The sequence below is a fragment of the Ensifer sp. Root558 genome, from assembly GCF_001427045.1.
GTDB lineage: Bacteria > Pseudomonadota > Alphaproteobacteria > Rhizobiales > Rhizobiaceae > Ensifer > Ensifer adhaerens.
In genome coordinates, this window is record NZ_LMGC01000005.1 from 125,066 (window position 1) to 143,065 (window position 18,000).

Consider the following 18,000-nt stretch of genomic DNA (forward strand, 5'->3'; position numbering starts at 1 on the left):
CGCTTTCGATCGGGACGGGCCGCAGCGCGACAACGCGATGCGACGCCGGGACGGTCGTACTCAGGCTTTTTCGGGAGCCCAGTTCAAGAAGAACCCGACGTCACCGGGCACGCCACCCGGGAAGTTGATGATCATCGCCTTCAACTTGTAGCCACTTGGCTTGCCGAAGGCCTGATAGCGGTCAAAGAACTCTTTTGCTTTTCCCTGCAGCGTGTTTGGCCAATCCCGGTCGCCGCTGTTGATCGCGCGGCCGCTGTCGGTGCAAAGCTCGGACGGGAAGCTGTAGACCATCGCTTCGAACTTGCCGGCCTTCACGGCGTTCGCGACCAGCCGGCGAACGATGGCGATTTCCTCTTCCGTTACATGCTTCTTGAGAAAATCCGCGGCAAAGTCGGCGAGCTTTTGCTCTTCGATGGATTTTAGTCGCCGCTCCTTGTCCATCTCGTCCATTTCACGCTGGAGCATCTGCATTCTGAGGTCCTGTGCACTTGGAGGTGCGCCGGCATTCTTGTTGTCAGACATCACGTCGATCCACTTCAAGCAAATGGGCGCTCTGTGACGAAGCGATACACGGTTTCCGTGCATCACATGACCAGGGACGTCCCGCAGTTACATCCAAGGAAACCCAAATGGCAGTGCAATTCGGGGACGAAACATTTTCGAATGTGAGCCGCTATATCTCCGATGGCCCTCTATTCATTGGTCTTTTCACTGCAAAACGAAAGAACCGCGACTGGCTCTCCCGATGCAAGGCTATCCTAAAATACCACAACCGCAAGAGGACAGTGACAACTTAACAGGGGCGGCAAGATCAGTCGAAAATCCATGCGCATGCAAAGCACTCGCGGGCCTTACATAACGATCAGGCCACGGATGCCGGGGCGCATCCTAGAGCGCGGAATGCGCCTGCGCGCTGCCATGTGTTTCCGGCGAGCCATAGCGGGCCGGCAGGCCGCAAATGGCCTCCATCCTCGGGTCGTTCTCGCCAATACGCTCATCAATCCATGATTTCGCCCAATGATAGGCTTCGGCGAACAGTTCGGAGTGCCGGCTCCAATCCATAAAGCTGATCGCGGCTGAAACCGGCGGGGAAATCAGGATGTCCTTTTCCCCGAGAGCGATCTCCTGCGGCCGGTGCGCCAGCATGCTTGCGGCAATGACCTGGATCAGGTTGGGGATTTTCGGCAAGCCCGAGCGGCCGAAGGGGTTGAGCAACCGAACGGTCAGTTCGGACGCGCCGGGAATACTGTCATAGTCGATGTGTTGTTTTCCCGGACCGCCCCCACCCAGGCTCACGACGACGTTCGGCCCTGTCTTCAGTTCCTTCATCTGTTCCAGTGGCAGATTGTTCATGATCGCCCCGTCGACCAGCATGTCACCGTCGGCCGTGAAGAAGGGCGGCAGTATGCCGGGGATCGAGCCCGACGCCCTGACGGCCTGCCACAGTTTTCCGCGGCGATGGACATGCGCTTGCCCTGTGCTGAGATTGGTCGACAGCGCGAAAAATGGCAGCCAGAGGTCTTCGATAAGAACGTCGCCATATTCCGCCTGCAGGGTGCGGTCGAGCACCTTGTGATCCAGCAGCGCATATTGCGGCACGGTCAGGCGACGGAACGCGCGGCTGCGGACGAAGATCTCGTGCGTCCCACGATTGATCTCGTCGGCGTTCATGCCGCGGGCGAAGCCCGCCATCATCGCCGCTCCCGAACTGGTGCCTCCCAGATAGTCGAAGGAGGCGCCGGCCTCGATAAAAGCCTTGTGGACGCCAAGATGCGCGCATCCGAGCGAGCCCCCGCCGGCTGCGACAAAGCCCCTCGCCTGGCCGGCAATGAAGCGGACCAAACGCTCGACATCCTCAATGTCTTCGAGCGCCACGTGATGATGCTGCCGGAGTCCGGGGCGCTCGTTCAGCCAGCCGCTGGTGCCGACGACCGTTGCGGCGCGCTTGTCATGCACCAGAACGAGCCGCACGCTCGATGGCGAGTGCACTGACAGCGCCAGTTGCTCTGACGGGTTGAGTTTTGCAGAGCCGGACGGCTCGCCGACCAACAGGACACCATCGGCCTGGCGGATGCAGACACGCGTCCAGTCGCTTGGTTCGTCGTCGGTGATGTAGACGATGCCTCCGGTCTTGGCTTCCAATTGGTTGAGCCAGTCCAGCACCGGCTGATCATCGATCGGAACGCCGGGAAAGCGCTCTTCGATGTCGGCCCTCGCCAGGAAAGCCGTGCGCGTGGATCCGGAAAAAGCCTTGCGCAGTAGGTCGATGAAGCGGGGAGAAACCCGGCTGCTTCCGGCAGCAACAATTGCGAGCGTCCTTATCCGGCAGGCGCCCTTGGCATGCGGCGAAGCCGGTGCCTGCTTGGCAAACCGTCGCGCCAGAAACGTGGTGACCGATTGGCGCAGGCTCGGCAGGGCACTCGCCGCCTTTTCGAACTGGTGGTCACAGATCGAAAGAACAATGGAATCGCGAGCAGCAACGACCGTAGCCATGCGCGGCAGCCCGGCGAAGAAACCGACCTCGCCAACGAGTTCGCCCTGCCCTATCTCGGCAATAGGGTCGGAGACGTCATCCCGGTGGACGGTAAAGCGGCCGGACAGGACCACGAAAAACCGGTCCGACGGCTCGCCTTGGCGGACCAGGATCTCGCCGCGCCGCACGATGCCGCGATCGGAATTGGCGGCCAAGGCTTCCAACGCAGCCAATGACGTCTGGTCGAACATCAGGGTCTCCGACAACAGCTTGGCAGCAAGGGAACCGGTGGCGTCCATTGAACCTTCCTTGGAAACAGGCCGCTTACGAGCTTAGCCGTTTCGATCGGGATTGCCGAACACATTTCCTCGCCACGCCATATGGCGCAGGCGGCCTTCACCGGGTCATAAACAGATGGGCTCGCCCCTGAAGACACGATGGCGACGCCGGGTCGAGGGCGCCAGCGGGACACAACCTTTCTGTGCAGAATAGCATTGCGTTGCACCTAGCCTGAGACGGCAGGGTATTACCCTAAGACTCGAGACGGCGCTCAGGACTATCGCAAACCTATCGTTAGGCTTGCTTCTTGCCGCCCTCGTCGCTCGCCTTACCCTCCGGCTCCACGTCAGGCTTTTGGTGTCGCACGGCCTTGGCTTCGAAGTAGCCGATGATGGTGAGAACGGCGAAGGCGGAACCGACCGCCAGGCCGGCAACGATCCAATGGCCGAAGCCGACCGAAATGCCGATCGCGCCGGCAAGCCAGAGGCTGGCCCCGGTCGTCAGGCCCTGAACCTCGCCGCGAGACAAGACGATTGTGCCGGCTGCAAGAAAGGCGACACCGGCTGTGACCGCCTCCACCACGCGCAGAGGATCGATGCGGACGCGTTCGTCGAAGAAGCCGCCGAGGCGGACGCTTTCGATCGAGATGATGCCGAAGGTGCAGGCTGCGAGGCAGACGAGCATATGGGTCTTGAGGCCGGCTGGTCGTGCCTTGACCTCGCGCTCGAAGCCGATGACCGCGCCCATCAGCAGCGCTCCAAGAATGCGCGCAAAAATGACCGGATAGGGAATTTGCGATGGCGGGAACAATTCGGCAGTGATCTGATCCATGCGGAACCAACGCGAATGCTTCGCATTGGTTCCGCATGATGGCGCCCGCGCCTCACCCAGTGCGCAGACGCCAGGAGCGGCCTGTCCCCACCCCGCTCCGAAGCGCTAGAAGTCGCTTAGTTACCGAGCGCCGCGAGGGCTGCGTCCAGGCGTTCCTGAGCCTTCTTCGGGTTCTTCGCTCCCTTGACCGCTTCCAGGTTGGCCGGCGCATCGCCGACCTGAACGACGCCGACCATGCCCATGCCGTAGTGCGGCGTGCACTTTACGCCGTAGACGCCCGGCGCCGTGAAAGTCACCTTGTAGTTTTCATTGATCTTGCTTTTGAAGGCCTCGGCGCCATCGGGGATCATGCCCTTGATGGTTTCGACGTTATGTCCCTTGTCGGTCGGGATGAAGGTGACCGTGTCGCCAGGCGCAACCTTCAGCGACGCCGGCTCGAAAACCATCGCGCCGTCCTTGCCCTTGTTCAGCATGTGCACTTCGAAGTCCGCGGCGGCTGCCGGTGCGGCGACCAGCATTGCCGCGATCGCGATACCAAATCCGCTCTTGATTGCATTCAACATCGTCTTCTCCATTTGAGCGACCAGCCCGTGCTCGGGTTGTTCGAGAAGAGGATTAAGCCTAAGACGCCCCCTCCACTTTGATGCGCGTCAAATTCGCGCCGCTTTTTTGTCGGCATTGACAATACATAGGATTCCTATATTAATGACCACATGAGCAAGGAACCTGACACGACACCGCCCCTGATCGACCGTATCGGCGACGGCCTTTCCCGCGTAGCGACGGCCATGCGCACCGAGGCCTGGTCGAGTGCTGAAGCGATCGGCCTCAGTCCGACGCAATTGCAGATCCTGACCTTCCTGGTTGCCGGTAGACGCAGCGGAATGCGGGTAAAACAGATCGCCGGTTATCTCGGCGTCAGCCAGCCGACGACGACGGACTCGGTCAACGCGCTCTTGCGCAAGGGGCTGGTCGAGAAGCGGCCGGATCCGAGCGACGCGCGCGCCCTTTCGGTTGCCACCACGCCGGCCGGCGAGGACGCAGTGCGACAGGCGGGGCGGCTCGCATCGGCCACGGAGGATGCCATCGCTTCGCTTTCGAGGCTGGAGCAGCAAGATCTGCTCATGCATCTCGTCAAGATCATCCGTAGTCTGCAGGCGGCTGGCGCCATCCCGGAACAGCGCATGTGCGTCAACTGTCGATACTTCCGGCCGCATGTCTATGACGACCCGAAGGCGCCGCATCACTGCGCGTTCGTCGATGCTGCGTTCGGACCGGCGGAACTGCGCGTCGATTGCGGCGAATACGAAACGGCAGAACCCGAAGCACAAAGGGCCGCCTGGCGTCTCTTCAATCGCGAGACGGTCTGATCATGCGAAACGATCCAGCCGCCGGCGCCAATGCCGGCGGTTCCGAAGGCGTCGCTAAGCCCCCCGGCGCCTCGCCACAAGCTTCACCATCGGAATTCGCGAGCGCTGTTTCCTGCGTCGCAAGCGGACAGACGATGATGTCGGCGCCGGTCCGACGACTGCCATCGGCGGACCGGCAATTTTCTCCCTCCAGCAAATAGAAAGAGAAAACCATGAGCAGAATTAATCTAGTCGACCCCGTTTCGGCAACTGGCGCCAGCGCCGAACTGCTTGGCGAAATCCGCTCCGCCTTCGGGGTAGCACCCAACATGTTCCGCGCCGTCGCCAATTCACCGGCGGCCCTTGCCAGCATGTGGGGCTCCTTCGGCGCGCTCGGCAAGGGACGCCTCGGCGCCAAGCTCGGCGAGCAGATCGCCGTTGCCGTCGCGGATCGCAACGATTGCCACTATTGCCTGGCGGCTCATACTGCCCTTGGCCGCAAGGCCGGCGCGACCGCCGAGGAGATGACGGCAGCGCAGCACGGCAAGTCCGCCGATCCGAAGACGGCGGCGGCCCTTACCTTTGCACAGAAGCTCGTCGAGGCGCGCGGACAGGTATCCGACGTGGATGTACGCACCTTGCGCGACGCCGGATTCGATGACGAGGACGTCGTCGAGATCATCGCGCATGTCGCGCTCAACCTTTTCACCAACTACATCAACGTCGCGCTTGCCGTTCCGGTCGACTTCCCCGGCGTGAAGCTCGTTCGCGAAGCCGCCTGATCCGCACATGTCGCAAAGGCCGGGCGACGAGCGTTCGCCCGGCCGTCTTGGAGATGAGGACAATGAACAGCAATCACAGGACCGCGGCTCCGGAACTGGCCGTTTCGACCTGGTTCAACACACAGGAACGTCCGAGCCTTGCGCGGCTTCGCGGCCGGGTCGTTTTCCTTCATGCGTTTCAGATGCTGTGCCCGGCCTGCGTTTCGCACGGACTGCCGCAGATGCAGCGCGTCCAGAGCATTTTTCGGGATACCGATCTTCAGGTCCTCGGCCTGCATTCGGTGTTCGAGCATCACGCGGTCATGACACCCGAGGCGCTGAAGGCTTTCATTCATGAGTATCGCCTGACCTTCCCGATCGCCGTCGACCAGCCTTCCGAGCAGGGACCGATACCGAAAACGATGGAGCGCTACGGCATGCGAGGCACGCCGACGGCAATCATCATCGGACGCGACGGTCATGTCGAACACCACCGCTTCGGCATCGAAGACGACATGGTCATCGGCGTGCGTCTTGCGACACTCCTTTCCGCCCCGATCCCCGATTTCAGCGGGGCCACCGCCACTTCAGCCGGGTGCACGAGCGAAGGATGCGTGCCCGACGCGCGTGCCGGATAGAACCTCTGAGCATGGGAGAACAGACGATGACGACCAGAATGGCACTCGCCCTCAGACATGTGCATTTCGAAGATCTCGGCAGCTTTGCCGGACCGCTGCGGGCGGCGGGATTTGAAATCGAGTACCGCGATGTCGGCGACGAAAATTACCTCTCTTTCGATCCGTTGGAGCCCGATCTCGTCATCGTGCTCGGCGGTCCGATCGGTGTCTATGAAGACGAGGCCTATCCCTTCATCGCCGGGGAAATCGCCATGCTTCAGGCACGTCTTGCCGGCAACCGGCCGACGCTCGGAATCTGCCTCGGCGCCCAGCTGATCGCCCGCGCGCTCGGTGCCCGCGTCTACCCTTCCGGCCTGAAGGAGATCGGGTTTTCGCCGCTGAGCCTTAGCGCCGCAGGCGAGGCCTCGGCTCTCCGCCATCTCGCCGACGTCTCCGTCCTGCATTGGCACGGTGACACCTACGACCTGCCGGCCAGCACTGACCTGCTGGCCTCGACATCGCTGATCGCGCAGCAAGGCTTCGCGCGCGGCAATACAGTGCTCGCCCTTCAGTTTCACCCGGAGGCCCAAGCCGGCGCGGCCTTTGAACGCTGGCTTGTCGGTCACGCCTGCGAACTGGCGACCGCCGGGCTCAGCGTGCCGGGCCTACGCGCCGACGCCCGACGTTACGGGCCTCGCCTGGAGGCGGCGGCCGCGTCGATGATCGGCGAATGGCTGGAGAACATCGATGGTTGAACAGGCCCCGATTGCGCTCGACGCCCTGCTCATCGGCACCCTCACGCCGATCGACGACCGCGGAACCTTAAGCGGTATCGACAAACACCAGGCTCTCGGGCCGGTACATCTCGGCACAACCGGCTTTGCCGGCGACCATCAGGGCGATCTGAAGAGGCACGGTGGCCCGGATAAGGCCGTGCATCATTACCCGCGCGACCACTACGAGGCTTGGGTCAAGGATCTCGGAAGCGTAACCAGGCTGGAGCAGCCGGGCGCCTTCGGCGAGAACATCTCGGCCTTGGGATTGACGGAAAGAGATGTCGCGGTCGGCGACCGGTTTCGCCTTGGTAAAGCCCTTCTGGAGGTGAGCCAGGGCCGGCAACCCTGCTGGAAGCTGAACCGCCGTTTCGATCTGCCGGATATGGCCCGCCGCGTCCAGCAGACCGGCCGAACGGGATGGTACTACCGGGTCATCGAAACCGGCTTGGTTTCGCCCGGTGAGCGGATGCAACTCGTCGAGCGGCGCTATCCCGAATGGACGATCGCCCGGCTGTGGCACTATCTCTATGTCGATACGCTCAACTGCGATGCCCTGTCCGAAATCGCCGATCTCGCCATCCTGCCCCCGAATTGGCGGGACTATGCAGCCAAGCGCCTGCAGACGCGGGCTGTCGAAGATTGGTCCCGCCGGCTCGACGGCGAGGCTCCGGCTTCAACGCCTGGCGGCGCCGTCGAGGGTCGTGACCAGTCGTTGCCGAACGGATGACGCCGACCTGCGGCGGGTGGCGGCCCTGTCCGGCCGCGCCAGCATCTCGGCGATCTCATCGGCAATGAAGATGGCGTGATCGTTGACCTGTGGCAGGCCCATGAGTTCGCCGAAGGTGCCGCGCGCCAGCGGCCCGGCAACGATCAGCGATCTCTCGGCCACGCCACTCGTCCCGATCGCCCGACTCGCCTCATCGCAGGCAAGCCCCAGTCCGACACTGTCTAGGCGCAGCCAGCCCTTCGACGCCAGATCCGCGAGCCAGTCCTGGCTGGAAAGAACACCCGTATGCGCCGGACCGGTCGTCACGACGCAGGCATCGAACAACAGGCGTTCCCGGATGCGCGTCTGCCGGTGACGGATATCGACCGCGATGACCTGACCGTAGCGCTCGACGCCTTCGATCGAAGCGCCGAGGACACGCAACTGTCCCGTCTCGATTGCCTGTCGGATCGCGTCATCGATCTGCGGCGCCACGCGGAACCGGTGGGCGTCCCAGAACGGTCGCAGGCGCTGCACGAGGCGGCGTCGCTCTGCAACCGGCAACGCCCGCCAGACTTGTCCGCCCTGGCTACGCAAAGCGTCGAAAACCGCATGCCAGCTGAGCCCCGCCAGAGCGGCCTGCCGCACCGCCAGGCGCACGCGTCGAAGCAGTTCGAGCGCGGTTCGCGCCGGGGTACCGACAAAATCACCGAAGGGTTCCTGTGCCCTTCCCGCGTGGCCTCGCGAACGAAGTCCGCGGCGCGACAGGGCGACGATCGAGCCGCGGTGGTCGGCGAGCCTCAGCGACGCAATCACGTCCGCCGCCGTCAGGCCGTTTCCAAGCACCAGAACGTGATCATCGGGACGAAGGCAGGTAAGAGACCCGGCGACCGTAGTGTCGGCGACGAAACGCGGGTGGCCTTCGAGCGCCTGTGCAACGCGCTTCGGCGCACAAGGCGAGGGATGCGTCGTGGCGATCACGACGATGTCGGCCAGCAGCTCCGTCCCAGCGTCGGAGGTCAGCTTCCAGCGCGCTCCACGCCGCTCGATGCGCGCGATGCGCTCGCGCCGGTGCACGACCTTGCCGCTCCGCACAAACGGCGCGACGAACGCGCCGACGTATCGCCCGAACACCGCCCGCCGCACATAAAGATGGCCATCGGCCGCCCTTGCGTCCGGGTCGCCGCGTGGCTCGCCATGGGCCGCCAGCCAGTTCAAAAAATCGTCGGGATCATCAGGAACGAGGCTCATGCGGGCCGCAGGCACATTCGTGCGATGGGCGGGATTGCCGCTATCATAGGCAAGGCCGGCGCCGAGCCGGTCTCGCGGCTCGAAGACCACGATGGCGGCGCCGTCGCTGGCGGCATGGCGTGCAAGGTTCGCCGCGACCACTGCGCCGGTGAAGCCGCCGCCGACAATGGCAATGACCGGTCGCCGCACAGCTGTCACGACTGGGAGACCTTCAGCTTCGGGCGATGATCGCCGGCGATGGTTTCGCCGAACGGCCCGGTGTTGATCGACGTCTCGCGTGCCGGGATGGCGTGGGCCAGCGGCAGATGCGGCAGAACCAGTTCACCGAAGCGATAGGCCTCTTCGAGATGCGGGTAACCGGACAGGATAAAGCTGTCGATGCCGATTTGTCGGTATTCTTCCATGCGCGCCCTGACTTGATCGGGATCGCCGACGAGCGCCGTTCCTGCCCCTCCGCGCACCAGGCCGACGCCGGCCCAGAGATTGGGAGCAATTTCGAGCTTGTCACGGCGACCACCATGCAGGCGGCTCATGCGGCTCTGACCAACAGAATCCATGCGCTCGAACACCTTCTGTGCGGCAGCAATCGTGTCGTCATCCACATATTGTATCAGTTCGTCGGCGGCCTGCCACGCTTCCTTTGCGGTTTCGCGAACGATCACATGAAGGCGGATGCCGAAGGTAACGTCCCTGCCCTCGGCTTCGGCCAGGGCGCGCACTTCGGCGATCTTGCGGGCAACGTCCTCGACCGGCTCGCCCCAGGTCAGGTACTTGTCGATCGTGCGCGCTGCCACCTCCTGGCCCTTGCCGGAGGAGCCGCCGAAGTAAAGCGGCGGGTGGGGCTGCTGTACGCACGGAAACAGGAGCTTCCCGCCTTCGATATCGAAGTGGTTCCCCTTGAAATCGACCTCTTCGCCGCGAAGCACGGCCTTGTAGACGTTCAGGAATTCCTCGGTCACCTCGTAGCGTTCGCCATGCGCGAGATGTATGCCGTCGCCCTTGTTTTCGATCGGATCGCCGCCGGTAACGACGTTGATCAGCAGCCGTCCACCCGAGAGACGGTCCAGCGTGGCCGTCATGCGTGCCGCGAGCGTGGGCGAAAGCAGGCCGGGCCGAACCGCGATCAGGAACCGCAACTTTTCAGTGAGCGGCGCCAGCGCCGAAGCGACCACCCAACTGTCCTCGCAACTCCGCCCCGTCGGGATGAGCACGCCATAGTAGCCGAGCGTATCGGCGGCCTGCGCGACCTGCTTGAGATAATTGAGGTCCACGTTTCGGCCGCCGCGCGTGGTTCCGAGATAGCGGCTATCGCCGTGGGTCGGCAGAAACCAGAGCACATTGATCTTTTCGGGGATCTTCTCGGGGATTTCGTCGGGCACAATTCCCATTCGCGCAAGCCTCCTCGCAGGTTCCTTCGGAGGCACGCAAGAGCGTCCCTCGATTGCCAAAAAGCATAAACTCTATAAAATTTATTGACAATAAGAATTCGGACGATCATTTTTGATGTGAGGAAAAATTTTTCCCGCAACAGCCGTGAGCGACCGGGAATTAGATTAAATTTTTCGAGGATTTGGCCATGACCATTGCGCTTGCCGCTTCTCCCGCATTCGATGCCATCGTTCCGACCGCCAATGGTTACGGGTCGATCACCACGCCGGCGCTGAAGGCGGCCATGCGCAACTTCTCAGGTGGCGTCTCCGTCATCACCGCAGGGATAGGCGAAGAGCGTACCGGCGCCACCGTGACCTCCGCAACCGCGCTCGCCGTCGATCCGCCGACCATGATCGTCAACATCAACCGCACATCCTCCACCTGGCCGGTCATCGAGCGCTATCGGCATTTCTGCGTCAACCTTCTGTCGCGCGAACAGCAAAGGGTCGCCGAGCGTTTCTCCGGTGTCGATGGCACCAAGGGCGCCGCTCGCTACGATGGCGCCGAATGGATCCGGCTTGCCAGCGGCGCGTCGGCGCTTGCCGGCGCGCTTGCCGCCATCGATTGCGAGGTCGAGGAGATCATCGAGCGCCATAGCCATGCGATCATCCTCGGTCGGGTGGTGGCGATTACCGCGGGGACCGGCGAACCGATCGTCTACCACAACGGCCGCTACGGCGGCGTGCAGTTCTGACGCTGCTTTCCATGCATGGCACAGAGCGCTGCCACGGATCTCAAATTTGGAATGGGCTCTCTGCAAAGCCGCAAAAAGCGGAATAATTTATCTACATAAAATCCATGCTTTTAATCAACATAATGTCAGGACTTCCCGAGGAAGCCGCAACCGTTGAGGAGCATACGATGACGATCCGCAGACGCACCCTTCTTGCCGCCAGTGCCGCCCTCTTGGCGGCGAGCCAGCTTTCCCTTCCAGCCCATGCGGACGAAACGACGCTGACCATCGGCTACCAGCCCATCGTCGAGCCGTCGCGCGTGCCGCAGGCAGACGGGACCTATGAGAAGGTGACCGGCGCCAAGATCACCTGGCAGAAATTCGACGGTGGCGCAGACGTGATTGCGGCACTTGCATCCGGGTCGATCGACATCGGCTATGTCGGATCCTCGCCGCTGGCCGCCGCCGCGAGCCGCCAAATTCCGCTCGAAACAATCTTCGTCGTCGGCCTGATCAGCGACGCAGAGGCGCTGGCTGTCAAGGGAATCGACAAGCCGGAAGAGCTTGCCGGCAAGAAGATTGCAACGCCCTTCGTCTCGACGGCGCATTACAGCCTGCTCACCGCCTTGAAACACTGGAACATTGACCCGAAGGCGGTTGAAATCCTCAACCTCCGGCCACCGGAGATCGCCGCTGCATGGCAGCGCGGCGATATCGATGGCGCCTATGTCTGGGATCCGGTTCTCTCCGAAATCAAGAAGACCGCGACCGTGCTTGCGACATCGAGCGACGTCGCGAAATGGGGCGGACCGACCTTCGACGCCTGGATCGTTAGCAAGAAGTTTGCCGAGGAATATCCTGAAATCGTCACCGGCTTCGTCAAGGTGACCGGTGACGCCTATGCGGACTACCGCGCCAAGCCGGAGGCCTGGAGCGCGGGCTCGCCGCAGGCCGAGAAGATCGCACGGCTCACCGGCGCAAAGCCCGAGGAGGTGCCAAACCTGCTAAAGGGCTATTACTTCCCTTCGCTCGAAGAGCAGGCGAGCGCTGATCTTCTCGGCGGCGCGACCGTCAAGGCGATCGCCCAGACCTCGGCCTTCCTGCTCGAACAGGGCAAAATCCCGGCAGTCCTCCCCGACTACGCGCCCTACGTTTCCGCCCGCTGGGCGCAGGAAGCGGCAAAGCTCTCGTTCTGACGTTCACTCAATTGCTGCCCGCCCGGATGAAATCTTCGGGCGGGCGCACTGCGCCATGCCAGGAGAACAGCATGTCCGTCCTCTCGCTTGAGAATGTCACATTGCGATACGCGGCCGATGCCGGCCGGAACACGCCGGTGCTTGCATCGATCGATCTGTCGATCGACCACGACGAATTCGTTGTCGTCATCGGCCGCTCCGGCTCCGGCAAGACCAGCCTTCTCAATCTAGCTGCTGGCTTCGTGAAACCAAGCAGCGGCCGCGTTCGGCTCGATGGCGCGCCGGTCGCCGGCCCAGGGGCAGAGCGCGCCGTCGTGTTCCAGGACGATGCGCTCTATCCGTGGCTGACCGCCCTCGACAATGTCGCCTTTCCCCTGCGCCTGCGCGGTATTTCCAAGGCGGATCGGCTTCGGCGGGCGCGAGCCCTTCTCGATCAGGTCGGGCTCAGCGATGCAGCCGAGCGGCATGTCTGGGAACTGTCGGGCGGCATGCGCCAGCGTGTCGGCATTGCCCGTGCGCTCGCCTCCAGCCCGAAGTATCTGTTGATGGACGAGCCGCTCGGCGCGCTCGACGCGCTGACCCGCAGCCGTATGCAGGGCTTTCTTCTGGACATATGGCAACAGAATAGAGTCGGCGCCCTCCTGATAACCCACAGCATCGAGGAGGCGCTGCTGCTGGCAACGCGGGTTATCGTGCTTGCCCCCAATCCCGGCCGGATCACCAGCGAAATCTTCACGACCTTCGGCCGCGATCACCTCGCAGGGACACCGCTTTCGGAAATCCGCAGCTCAGCCGCCTTTCGCCGGCTGCAGGACGAATTGACCGTGCTCATCCATGCCGAAGAAGAAGAAATTGCCGCATGAGCATCTCGGTTGAAGGCCTGCCGCCCATCATGCCGACGGCACGCGACCTAGACGAGCAACCGGAACAGAGCGCCGACCGACCACCATTGCCGCTTGTCTGGATTTCGCTCGCGACCATTACGGCACTGCTTTTCCTCTGGAGCCTTGCCTCCAGCTATGGTTTCGTCTCGCCGCTGTTCCTGCCGTCACCGGTTGCCGTCTACCAGGCACTCCGGAGCCTTGCCATCACCGGTTTTGTCGATGCGACGCTCGCTGAGCACGTCGGCGCCAGCCTGCTGCGGATCTTCGGCGCCCTTGCCGTCGCTCTCGTCGCCGGCATTCCCGCCGGCCTTGCCATCGGAGCGAGCCGTCTCGGCAAAGGCATCCTCGATCCGATCGTCGAATTCTTGCGACCGCTGCCGCCGCTTGCCTATCTTCCCCTGGTGATCATCTGGCTCGGCATCGGCGAAGCGTCGAAGATTGCGGTGATTGCACTGGCGATGTTACCGCCGGTCATCCTTTCGACGGCAACGGGCGTCCGTTCCGCGTCGGCCGATCACGTCAACGCGGCGCGCTCCTTCGGCGCGTCGCGGCTACAGGTCCTGCGCCATGTCATCGTGCCGAGCGCCCTGCCCTCGATCCTCACGGGAACCCGTATCGCGCTCGGCGCCGGGTGGTCGACGCTGGTGGCGGCCGAACTCGTCGCCGCAACCCGCGGCCTCGGTTTCATGATCCAGTCCGCCGCCCAGTTCCTTGTGACCGACGTGGTCATTGCCGGCATCGTCGTGATCGCCGCCGTCGCCTTCCTGTTCGAACTGGCGGCACGCCTCATCGAGCGCTGGCTGGTGCCCTGGGCGACGCGGCGCTAAGCGGCAAGCCTTAGCCAGTCTTCAGAGTGACCCGGTTCCGGGTTGCGATCAATCGCGCCGCGGCATAGGTCTGCGTGACGATTTCCGGCACGAGATCGATGTCGGGCAGGCTGCCAACGCCGAGCGGCCCGATTGCGTAGAGATCGCGCGTCGGGCCTCCGCCCGCGAGCACTTCGCCCGCAGGGCTGACGGCAATGCCGAGATCGAGTTCGTCGGGTTCGGCAAGGCCGCCGGAAAAAAGGCTCTGCATCAACGGCGCCTGAAGATCGGGCGCCGAACAACGACAGTCTATCACCTGGTCGGCTGACAGCAGCGTCTCCTGGATTTCACCGGCAAAGCGCACCATCAACCCTTCCGGACGGCGCCGGCCGGCCCAGCCCTTGCGCAGCACGGTCCGCTCGCTGGCAAGCTCCTGCCGGAGACGCAGGTAGAGGGGTGCCGGCAGGCGATTGCGATGGCTGTCGTAGATCGACCGCAGGTGCCGGTTAAAGCGATGTTTTTCTTCCTCTGGCAGCGCCTGCCACAAGGATCGCGCCCGTCGACGCAGGCCGTTCATGGCCGCCTGCCAGCCGAGCCCTGCCTCTTCTGCCTCGGCACAGGCCTGCCGGACGAAGCGAACGATCTCGCCGAGCCGCGTCGGCATCGGCTCGACCGGAAATGTCGGCGCTGCCGAAAGACGGGTATGCGGCTGCGGCAGGAAACCATGGCGGGAGAGGATGGTGACCTCGCCGGCAAAGCCGTTATCGCGAAGCTGCAACAGGCGGTCGACCACCCGGACTCCGCTACCGAGCAGCACCGTGTGGCGCGGCACGACGAGACGACGGGCGCGCACCAGTGGCTTTTCCTCGTCGGCGACTTCCATCTCGCCGCGGCGCAAACCAAAACCAGTCGCCAGCACAACGGCGTCGCATTCCACCGTCGCGTTGTCCTGCACCACGAGAAAGCGCCCATTAGCCTGCTTGCGAAGACCAAGCACCGCCTGACAGGAGAGCTGCATCGAAATATCCGGCCGGCGCGTCAGCGCCTCGGAGAAGCGCTGGTAAACGTAGTCGCTGAAGATGCTCTTCGGCACGAAGATCTGCTGGAACCCGGGAATGGCGGCCGGCACGGCGGCGCGAAACTCGGCATTGGCCGAGAGCCAGTCGTTGAAGTCTTCGGGCTGACCGGCGGCCACCGAAAGGTCGCGAACGCGGCTGTTGAGGATTTCGCCGCTCTGGGCGGCCGCCAGGACCTGCCCGCCGCTGATCGTCGGTTGCGGGTCGAAGAGATGGACGTGAAAGGCGGCCCGCACAGACTTCATCAGGGCGATAGCCATCATTACACCGGAAAAACCGCGGCCGACGATGGCGATATGCGGCTTGCCCCTGGAAGCCATTTCCGTCGGAGACGTCTTGGCAAACAATCCATGGACAGTCATGTGCACTCTCCTATGGCCGGCCCCGCCGGCAAAGTTTGAAATGCATGGCTGTTTCGGTCCTCAACGCAGACACCGACCGAATTGTGAGGGTATCGGCGACCATCTGCAGGGTCGCGAGAAGATATCCCGCAAGGACGGTCGAGCCCGTATGTCCTATCCCGGCTGGCCTGGCACCTTGGCGCATGCGCATCCCTAGACGGTATATTCTATAAACTTTGTGCGTTATTAGAGCGCGAAACGGCGCCGACATCAAGGGCCGTGTGACACGACCACGCAAAGCGGTCTCCCTCGCCATGCCCTGGAGCGTTCAAGCCACGCCGTTTGGCAAGGGTAACTGCTCTGAAAATTCGCCCGGCTGCGCACGTGCAAACTCCCGACGCGAAATCCCGTTCAACACCCTCAATAGGTCATAGCCATGCGACCAGCGGCCAAAACCACTGGCAATGTTGATGTGCCCGGCATGGCCAAGATCGACGAGGCGGCTGCCCCAGCGGGTCGAAAAATGACGCAGGCGGTCGAAAGGCATATAGGGGTCGTTCAGGCTGCCGACGACGAGGCTCGAAAAAGGCAAGGGCAGGTCGGGCATCGACCCGAAATCGATGGCACCCGGATGAAGCCGATCGGTCGGACCGAGATCGCACGGCGCGACGAGCAAGGCGCTGCGCACCTGCCGGGCGAGCGGGCGCCGCACGAGATTGGCGACCAGAAGGCAGCCGAGGCTGTGGGCCACGAGGTCGACTGTTCCATGCCGGAAGATCTCGTGTTCGAGCCTGTCGCGCCAAAGATCGAGCCTCGGGCGATCCCAATCGTCCTGTTCGACAAGAACCGCCTGCGGATTGTCATTGAGCCAATGGCGCTGCCAGTGGCCGCTGCCCGATCCGAACAGCCCGGGAATGATGAGCGTTGTTGCCATGACATCAGCCGCTTACAAGAATGTTTCAAAGTAACGGCCGCGCATTCTGCCGCGCCCGATTCATGGCTTGATTATGGAAGAGCGGGACACAGCGCGTAAGCAAGGAACATTCAATATCTATAAATTCTATAGCATAACTTTTCAGCTGCATCGTTTGCCTTCCATCATTTTAGATGTCAGCATGGAACAAAGTTGGGAGCAGAGTGTTTCTTGAGACGCGGTCAGAAGCGAAAATCAGTTTCCCTTCCGGCCGCCGAAGCGTCAAAAATTTGCGTTGTTGGAGCCCATGAAATTGGTAGTTTGGCGCCGAAAGATACCGGCGCTCGAACAAGCCGGCCAACCGGCGGTTTGAAGATCGGTTTGGATGAGGGGATAGCGCAGCCGCTCGCGGCTGCGGGGCTAAGAGGTGACCGAAAGGTGACGGAGCGACGCAATGGGAACCGGTGGCGATTTCGCCAGCCGAGTGTTTTGCCTGGATTTGGATTGTCGCTCGGGATCACGCTGAGCTGGCTGGTTCTGATCGTGTTGATCCCGTTGTCGGGGTTTCATCGTGCCGCGTAAAGACTGCAAAGGTAGTGCCATTGACGGATGCGACGAAGACTGCACCCTGGCGATTTCGCCAGCCGAGTGTTTTGCCTGGATTTGGATTGTCGCTCGGGATCACGCTGAGCTGGCTGGTTCTGATCGTGTTGATCCCGTTGTCGGGACTGGTGTTTCGCGCCAGCGGGCTCGGCTGGGCGCAGTTCGTGGCGCTGGCGCTTGATCCGCGCACGCTCAATGCCTTGAAGATCTCCTTCGGCACGGCCTTTATCGCTGCCGTTATCAATCTCGTCTTCGGCGTCATCCTCGCCTGGGTATTGGTGCGCTACCGGTTCCCCGGCAAGCGGGTGATCGACGCCATGGTCGACCTGCCCTTTGCGCTGCCGACCGCGGTTGCCGGCATGTTATCAATCTCGTCTTCGGCGTCATCACGGCCTTTATCGCTGCCGTTATCAATCTCGTCTTCGGCGTCATCCTCGCCTGGGTATTGGTGCGCTACCGGTTCCCCGGCAAGCGGGTGATCGACGCGATGGTCGACCTGCCCTTTGCGCTGCCGACCGCGGTTGCCGGCATTGCGCTGACGACGCTCTATGCCCCGAACGGCTGGATCGGCCAGTTCCTGGAACCGCTTGGCCTCAAGATCGCCTTCACCCCCGCCGGCATCGTCATCGCCCTGATCTTCGTCGGCCTGCCCTTCGTGGTCAGGACCGTGCAGCCGATCATGGAGGAGATCGACAAGGAAGTGGAGGAAGCYGCCGCCACCCTTGGCGCCAGCCGCTTCCAGACGATCAGCCGGGTGCTTTTGCCGGGGCTCTTGCCAGCCGGCCTCACCGGCTTTGCCCTCGCCTTTGCCCGCGGTGTCGGCGAATACGGCTCGGTGATCTTCATCGCCGGCAACCTTCCTTATGTCTCCGAGATCGCGCCGCTGCTGATCGTCATCCGGCTCGAAGAGTTCAACTATGCGGCTGCGACAGCAATTGCCGCGGTCATGCTGGCGATCTCGTTTGCCATGCTGCTCCTCATCAACTCGATCCAGGCCTGGAGCCGGCGGAGATATGTCTATGTCGCATGACCTA

At 62.7% G+C, this 18,000-nt stretch carries 18 protein-coding genes and 2 pseudogenes; 12 read left to right on the forward strand and 8 right to left on the reverse strand.

Annotation, left to right across the window (positions count from 1 at the left end; genetic code table 11):
• Nucleotides 1-60 precede the first annotated feature (60 nt).
• From ASD63_RS09350 to ASD63_RS09365, 4 genes are all read right to left on the reverse strand, one after another.
• A complete protein-coding gene (locus ASD63_RS09350) occupies nucleotides 61-522 on the reverse strand; it encodes a hypothetical protein (protein WP_034802042.1) in 462 nt (153 codons plus the stop codon).
• Between the two features lie 366 nt (nucleotides 523-888).
• Entirely contained in the window at nucleotides 889-2,772 is a 1,884-nt protein-coding gene (locus ASD63_RS09355; RefSeq protein ID WP_051659605.1) for a patatin-like phospholipase family protein, read from the reverse strand.
• Between the two features lie 274 nt (nucleotides 2,773-3,046).
• Nucleotides 3,047-3,583, reverse strand: a complete 537-nt coding sequence (locus ASD63_RS09360; protein WP_034801997.1) for an MgtC/SapB family protein — start codon at nucleotides 3,581-3,583, stop codon at nucleotides 3,047-3,049.
• A 116-nt stretch (nucleotides 3,584-3,699) separates the two neighbouring features.
• Nucleotides 3,700-4,101, reverse strand: a complete 402-nt coding sequence (locus tag ASD63_RS09365) for a pseudoazurin (RefSeq protein WP_051659607.1) — start codon at nucleotides 4,099-4,101, stop codon at nucleotides 3,700-3,702.
• Nucleotides 4,102-4,296: 195 nt separating this feature from the next.
• Between ASD63_RS09365 and ASD63_RS09370 the strand changes: the two genes are divergently transcribed.
• The 5 genes from ASD63_RS09370 (at nucleotide 4,297) to ASD63_RS09390 (ending at nucleotide 7,813) form a co-directional block, all read left to right on the forward strand.
• Nucleotides 4,297-4,953, forward strand: a complete 657-nt coding sequence (locus ASD63_RS09370) for a MarR family winged helix-turn-helix transcriptional regulator (protein WP_060529088.1) — start codon at nucleotides 4,297-4,299, stop codon at nucleotides 4,951-4,953.
• Between the two features lie 212 nt (nucleotides 4,954-5,165).
• Entirely contained in the window at nucleotides 5,166-5,714 is a 549-nt protein-coding gene (locus ASD63_RS09375) for a peroxidase-related enzyme (protein ID WP_034801991.1), read from the forward strand.
• A gap of 62 nt (nucleotides 5,715-5,776) precedes the next feature.
• Nucleotides 5,777-6,331 carry a TlpA disulfide reductase family protein gene (locus tag ASD63_RS09380; RefSeq protein ID WP_156553051.1) on the forward strand — a complete coding sequence of 185 codons (555 nt, stop codon included), beginning with the start codon at nucleotides 5,777-5,779 and terminating at the stop codon, nucleotides 6,329-6,331.
• Nucleotides 6,332-6,357: 26 nt separating this feature from the next.
• The gene (locus ASD63_RS09385) at nucleotides 6,358-7,065 is read left to right on the forward strand and encodes a glutamine amidotransferase (protein ID WP_034801988.1); all 708 of its coding nucleotides are present in this window, start codon (nucleotides 6,358-6,360) and stop codon (nucleotides 7,063-7,065) included.
• Complete coding sequence (locus ASD63_RS09390) at nucleotides 7,058-7,813, forward strand: MOSC domain-containing protein (protein WP_034801985.1); 756 nt, start codon at nucleotides 7,058-7,060, stop codon at nucleotides 7,811-7,813. The genes ASD63_RS09385 and ASD63_RS09390 overlap by 8 nt, the downstream gene beginning before the upstream one ends.
• Here ASD63_RS09390 and ASD63_RS09395 read toward each other — a convergent pair.
• Both ASD63_RS09395 and ssuD read right to left on the reverse strand, forming a co-directional pair.
• Entirely contained in the window at nucleotides 7,760-9,241 is a 1,482-nt protein-coding gene (locus ASD63_RS09395) for an FAD/NAD(P)-binding protein (protein WP_051659603.1), read from the reverse strand. The two genes, ASD63_RS09390 and ASD63_RS09395, sit on opposite strands and share 54 nt — an antisense overlap.
• Complete coding sequence (gene ssuD / locus ASD63_RS09400) at nucleotides 9,238-10,431, reverse strand: FMNH2-dependent alkanesulfonate monooxygenase (protein WP_034801983.1); 1,194 nt, start codon at nucleotides 10,429-10,431, stop codon at nucleotides 9,238-9,240. Before ssuD ends, ASD63_RS09395 begins: the two co-directional genes overlap by 4 nt.
• A 284-nt stretch (nucleotides 10,432-10,715) precedes the next feature.
• On the opposite strand from ssuD, the gene ASD63_RS09405 reads away from it, so the two are divergent.
• From ASD63_RS09405 to ASD63_RS09420, 4 genes are all read left to right on the forward strand, one after another.
• On the forward strand, nucleotides 10,716-11,168 hold the full coding sequence (locus ASD63_RS09405; RefSeq protein WP_234798818.1) for a flavin reductase family protein: 453 nt from the start codon (nucleotides 10,716-10,718) through the stop codon (nucleotides 11,166-11,168).
• Nucleotides 11,169-11,335: 167 nt separating this feature from the next.
• Complete coding sequence (gene tauA, locus ASD63_RS09410; protein WP_060529089.1) at nucleotides 11,336-12,343, forward strand: taurine ABC transporter substrate-binding protein; 1,008 nt, start codon at nucleotides 11,336-11,338, stop codon at nucleotides 12,341-12,343.
• Nucleotides 12,344-12,414: 71 nt separating this feature from the next.
• Nucleotides 12,415-13,206, forward strand: coding sequence for an ABC transporter ATP-binding protein (locus ASD63_RS09415; RefSeq protein WP_060529090.1), 792 nt, complete (start codon nucleotides 12,415-12,417; stop codon nucleotides 13,204-13,206).
• A 29-nt stretch (nucleotides 13,207-13,235) separates the two neighbouring features.
• Nucleotides 13,236-14,054 (forward strand): ABC transporter permease subunit, encoded by an 819-nt coding sequence (locus ASD63_RS09420; RefSeq protein WP_244495285.1) that lies wholly within the window; start codon nucleotides 13,236-13,238, stop codon nucleotides 14,052-14,054.
• A 10-nt stretch (nucleotides 14,055-14,064) separates the two neighbouring features.
• Here the strand turns inward: ASD63_RS09420 and ASD63_RS09425 are convergent, their stop codons facing one another.
• The gene (locus ASD63_RS09425; protein ID WP_060529092.1) at nucleotides 14,065-15,471 is read right to left on the reverse strand and encodes an FAD/NAD(P)-binding protein; all 1,407 of its coding nucleotides are present in this window, start codon (nucleotides 15,469-15,471) and stop codon (nucleotides 14,065-14,067) included.
• Nucleotides 15,472-15,778: 307 nt separating this feature from the next.
• Nucleotides 15,779-16,384 (reverse strand): alpha/beta hydrolase, encoded by a 606-nt coding sequence (locus ASD63_RS09430; RefSeq protein WP_034801968.1) that lies wholly within the window; start codon nucleotides 16,382-16,384, stop codon nucleotides 15,779-15,781.
• Nucleotides 16,385-16,801: 417 nt separating this feature from the next.
• On the opposite strand from ASD63_RS09430, the pseudogene ASD63_RS34955 reads away from it, so the two are divergent.
• From ASD63_RS34955 to cysT, 3 genes and pseudogenes are all read left to right on the forward strand, one after another.
• Nucleotides 16,802-16,927: pseudogene (locus tag ASD63_RS34955) on the forward strand (molybdate ABC transporter permease subunit); the annotation flags it as partial.
• Nucleotides 16,928-17,031: 104 nt separating this feature from the next.
• Nucleotides 17,032-17,445 (forward strand): hypothetical protein, encoded by a 414-nt coding sequence (locus ASD63_RS34000; protein WP_156624127.1) that lies wholly within the window; start codon nucleotides 17,032-17,034, stop codon nucleotides 17,443-17,445.
• Nucleotides 17,343-17,996: pseudogene (cysT, locus tag ASD63_RS09435) on the forward strand (sulfate ABC transporter permease subunit CysT); the annotation flags it as partial. The gene ASD63_RS34000 and the pseudogene cysT, both read left to right, overlap by 103 nt.
• Between the last annotated feature and the right edge of the window lie 4 nt (nucleotides 17,997-18,000).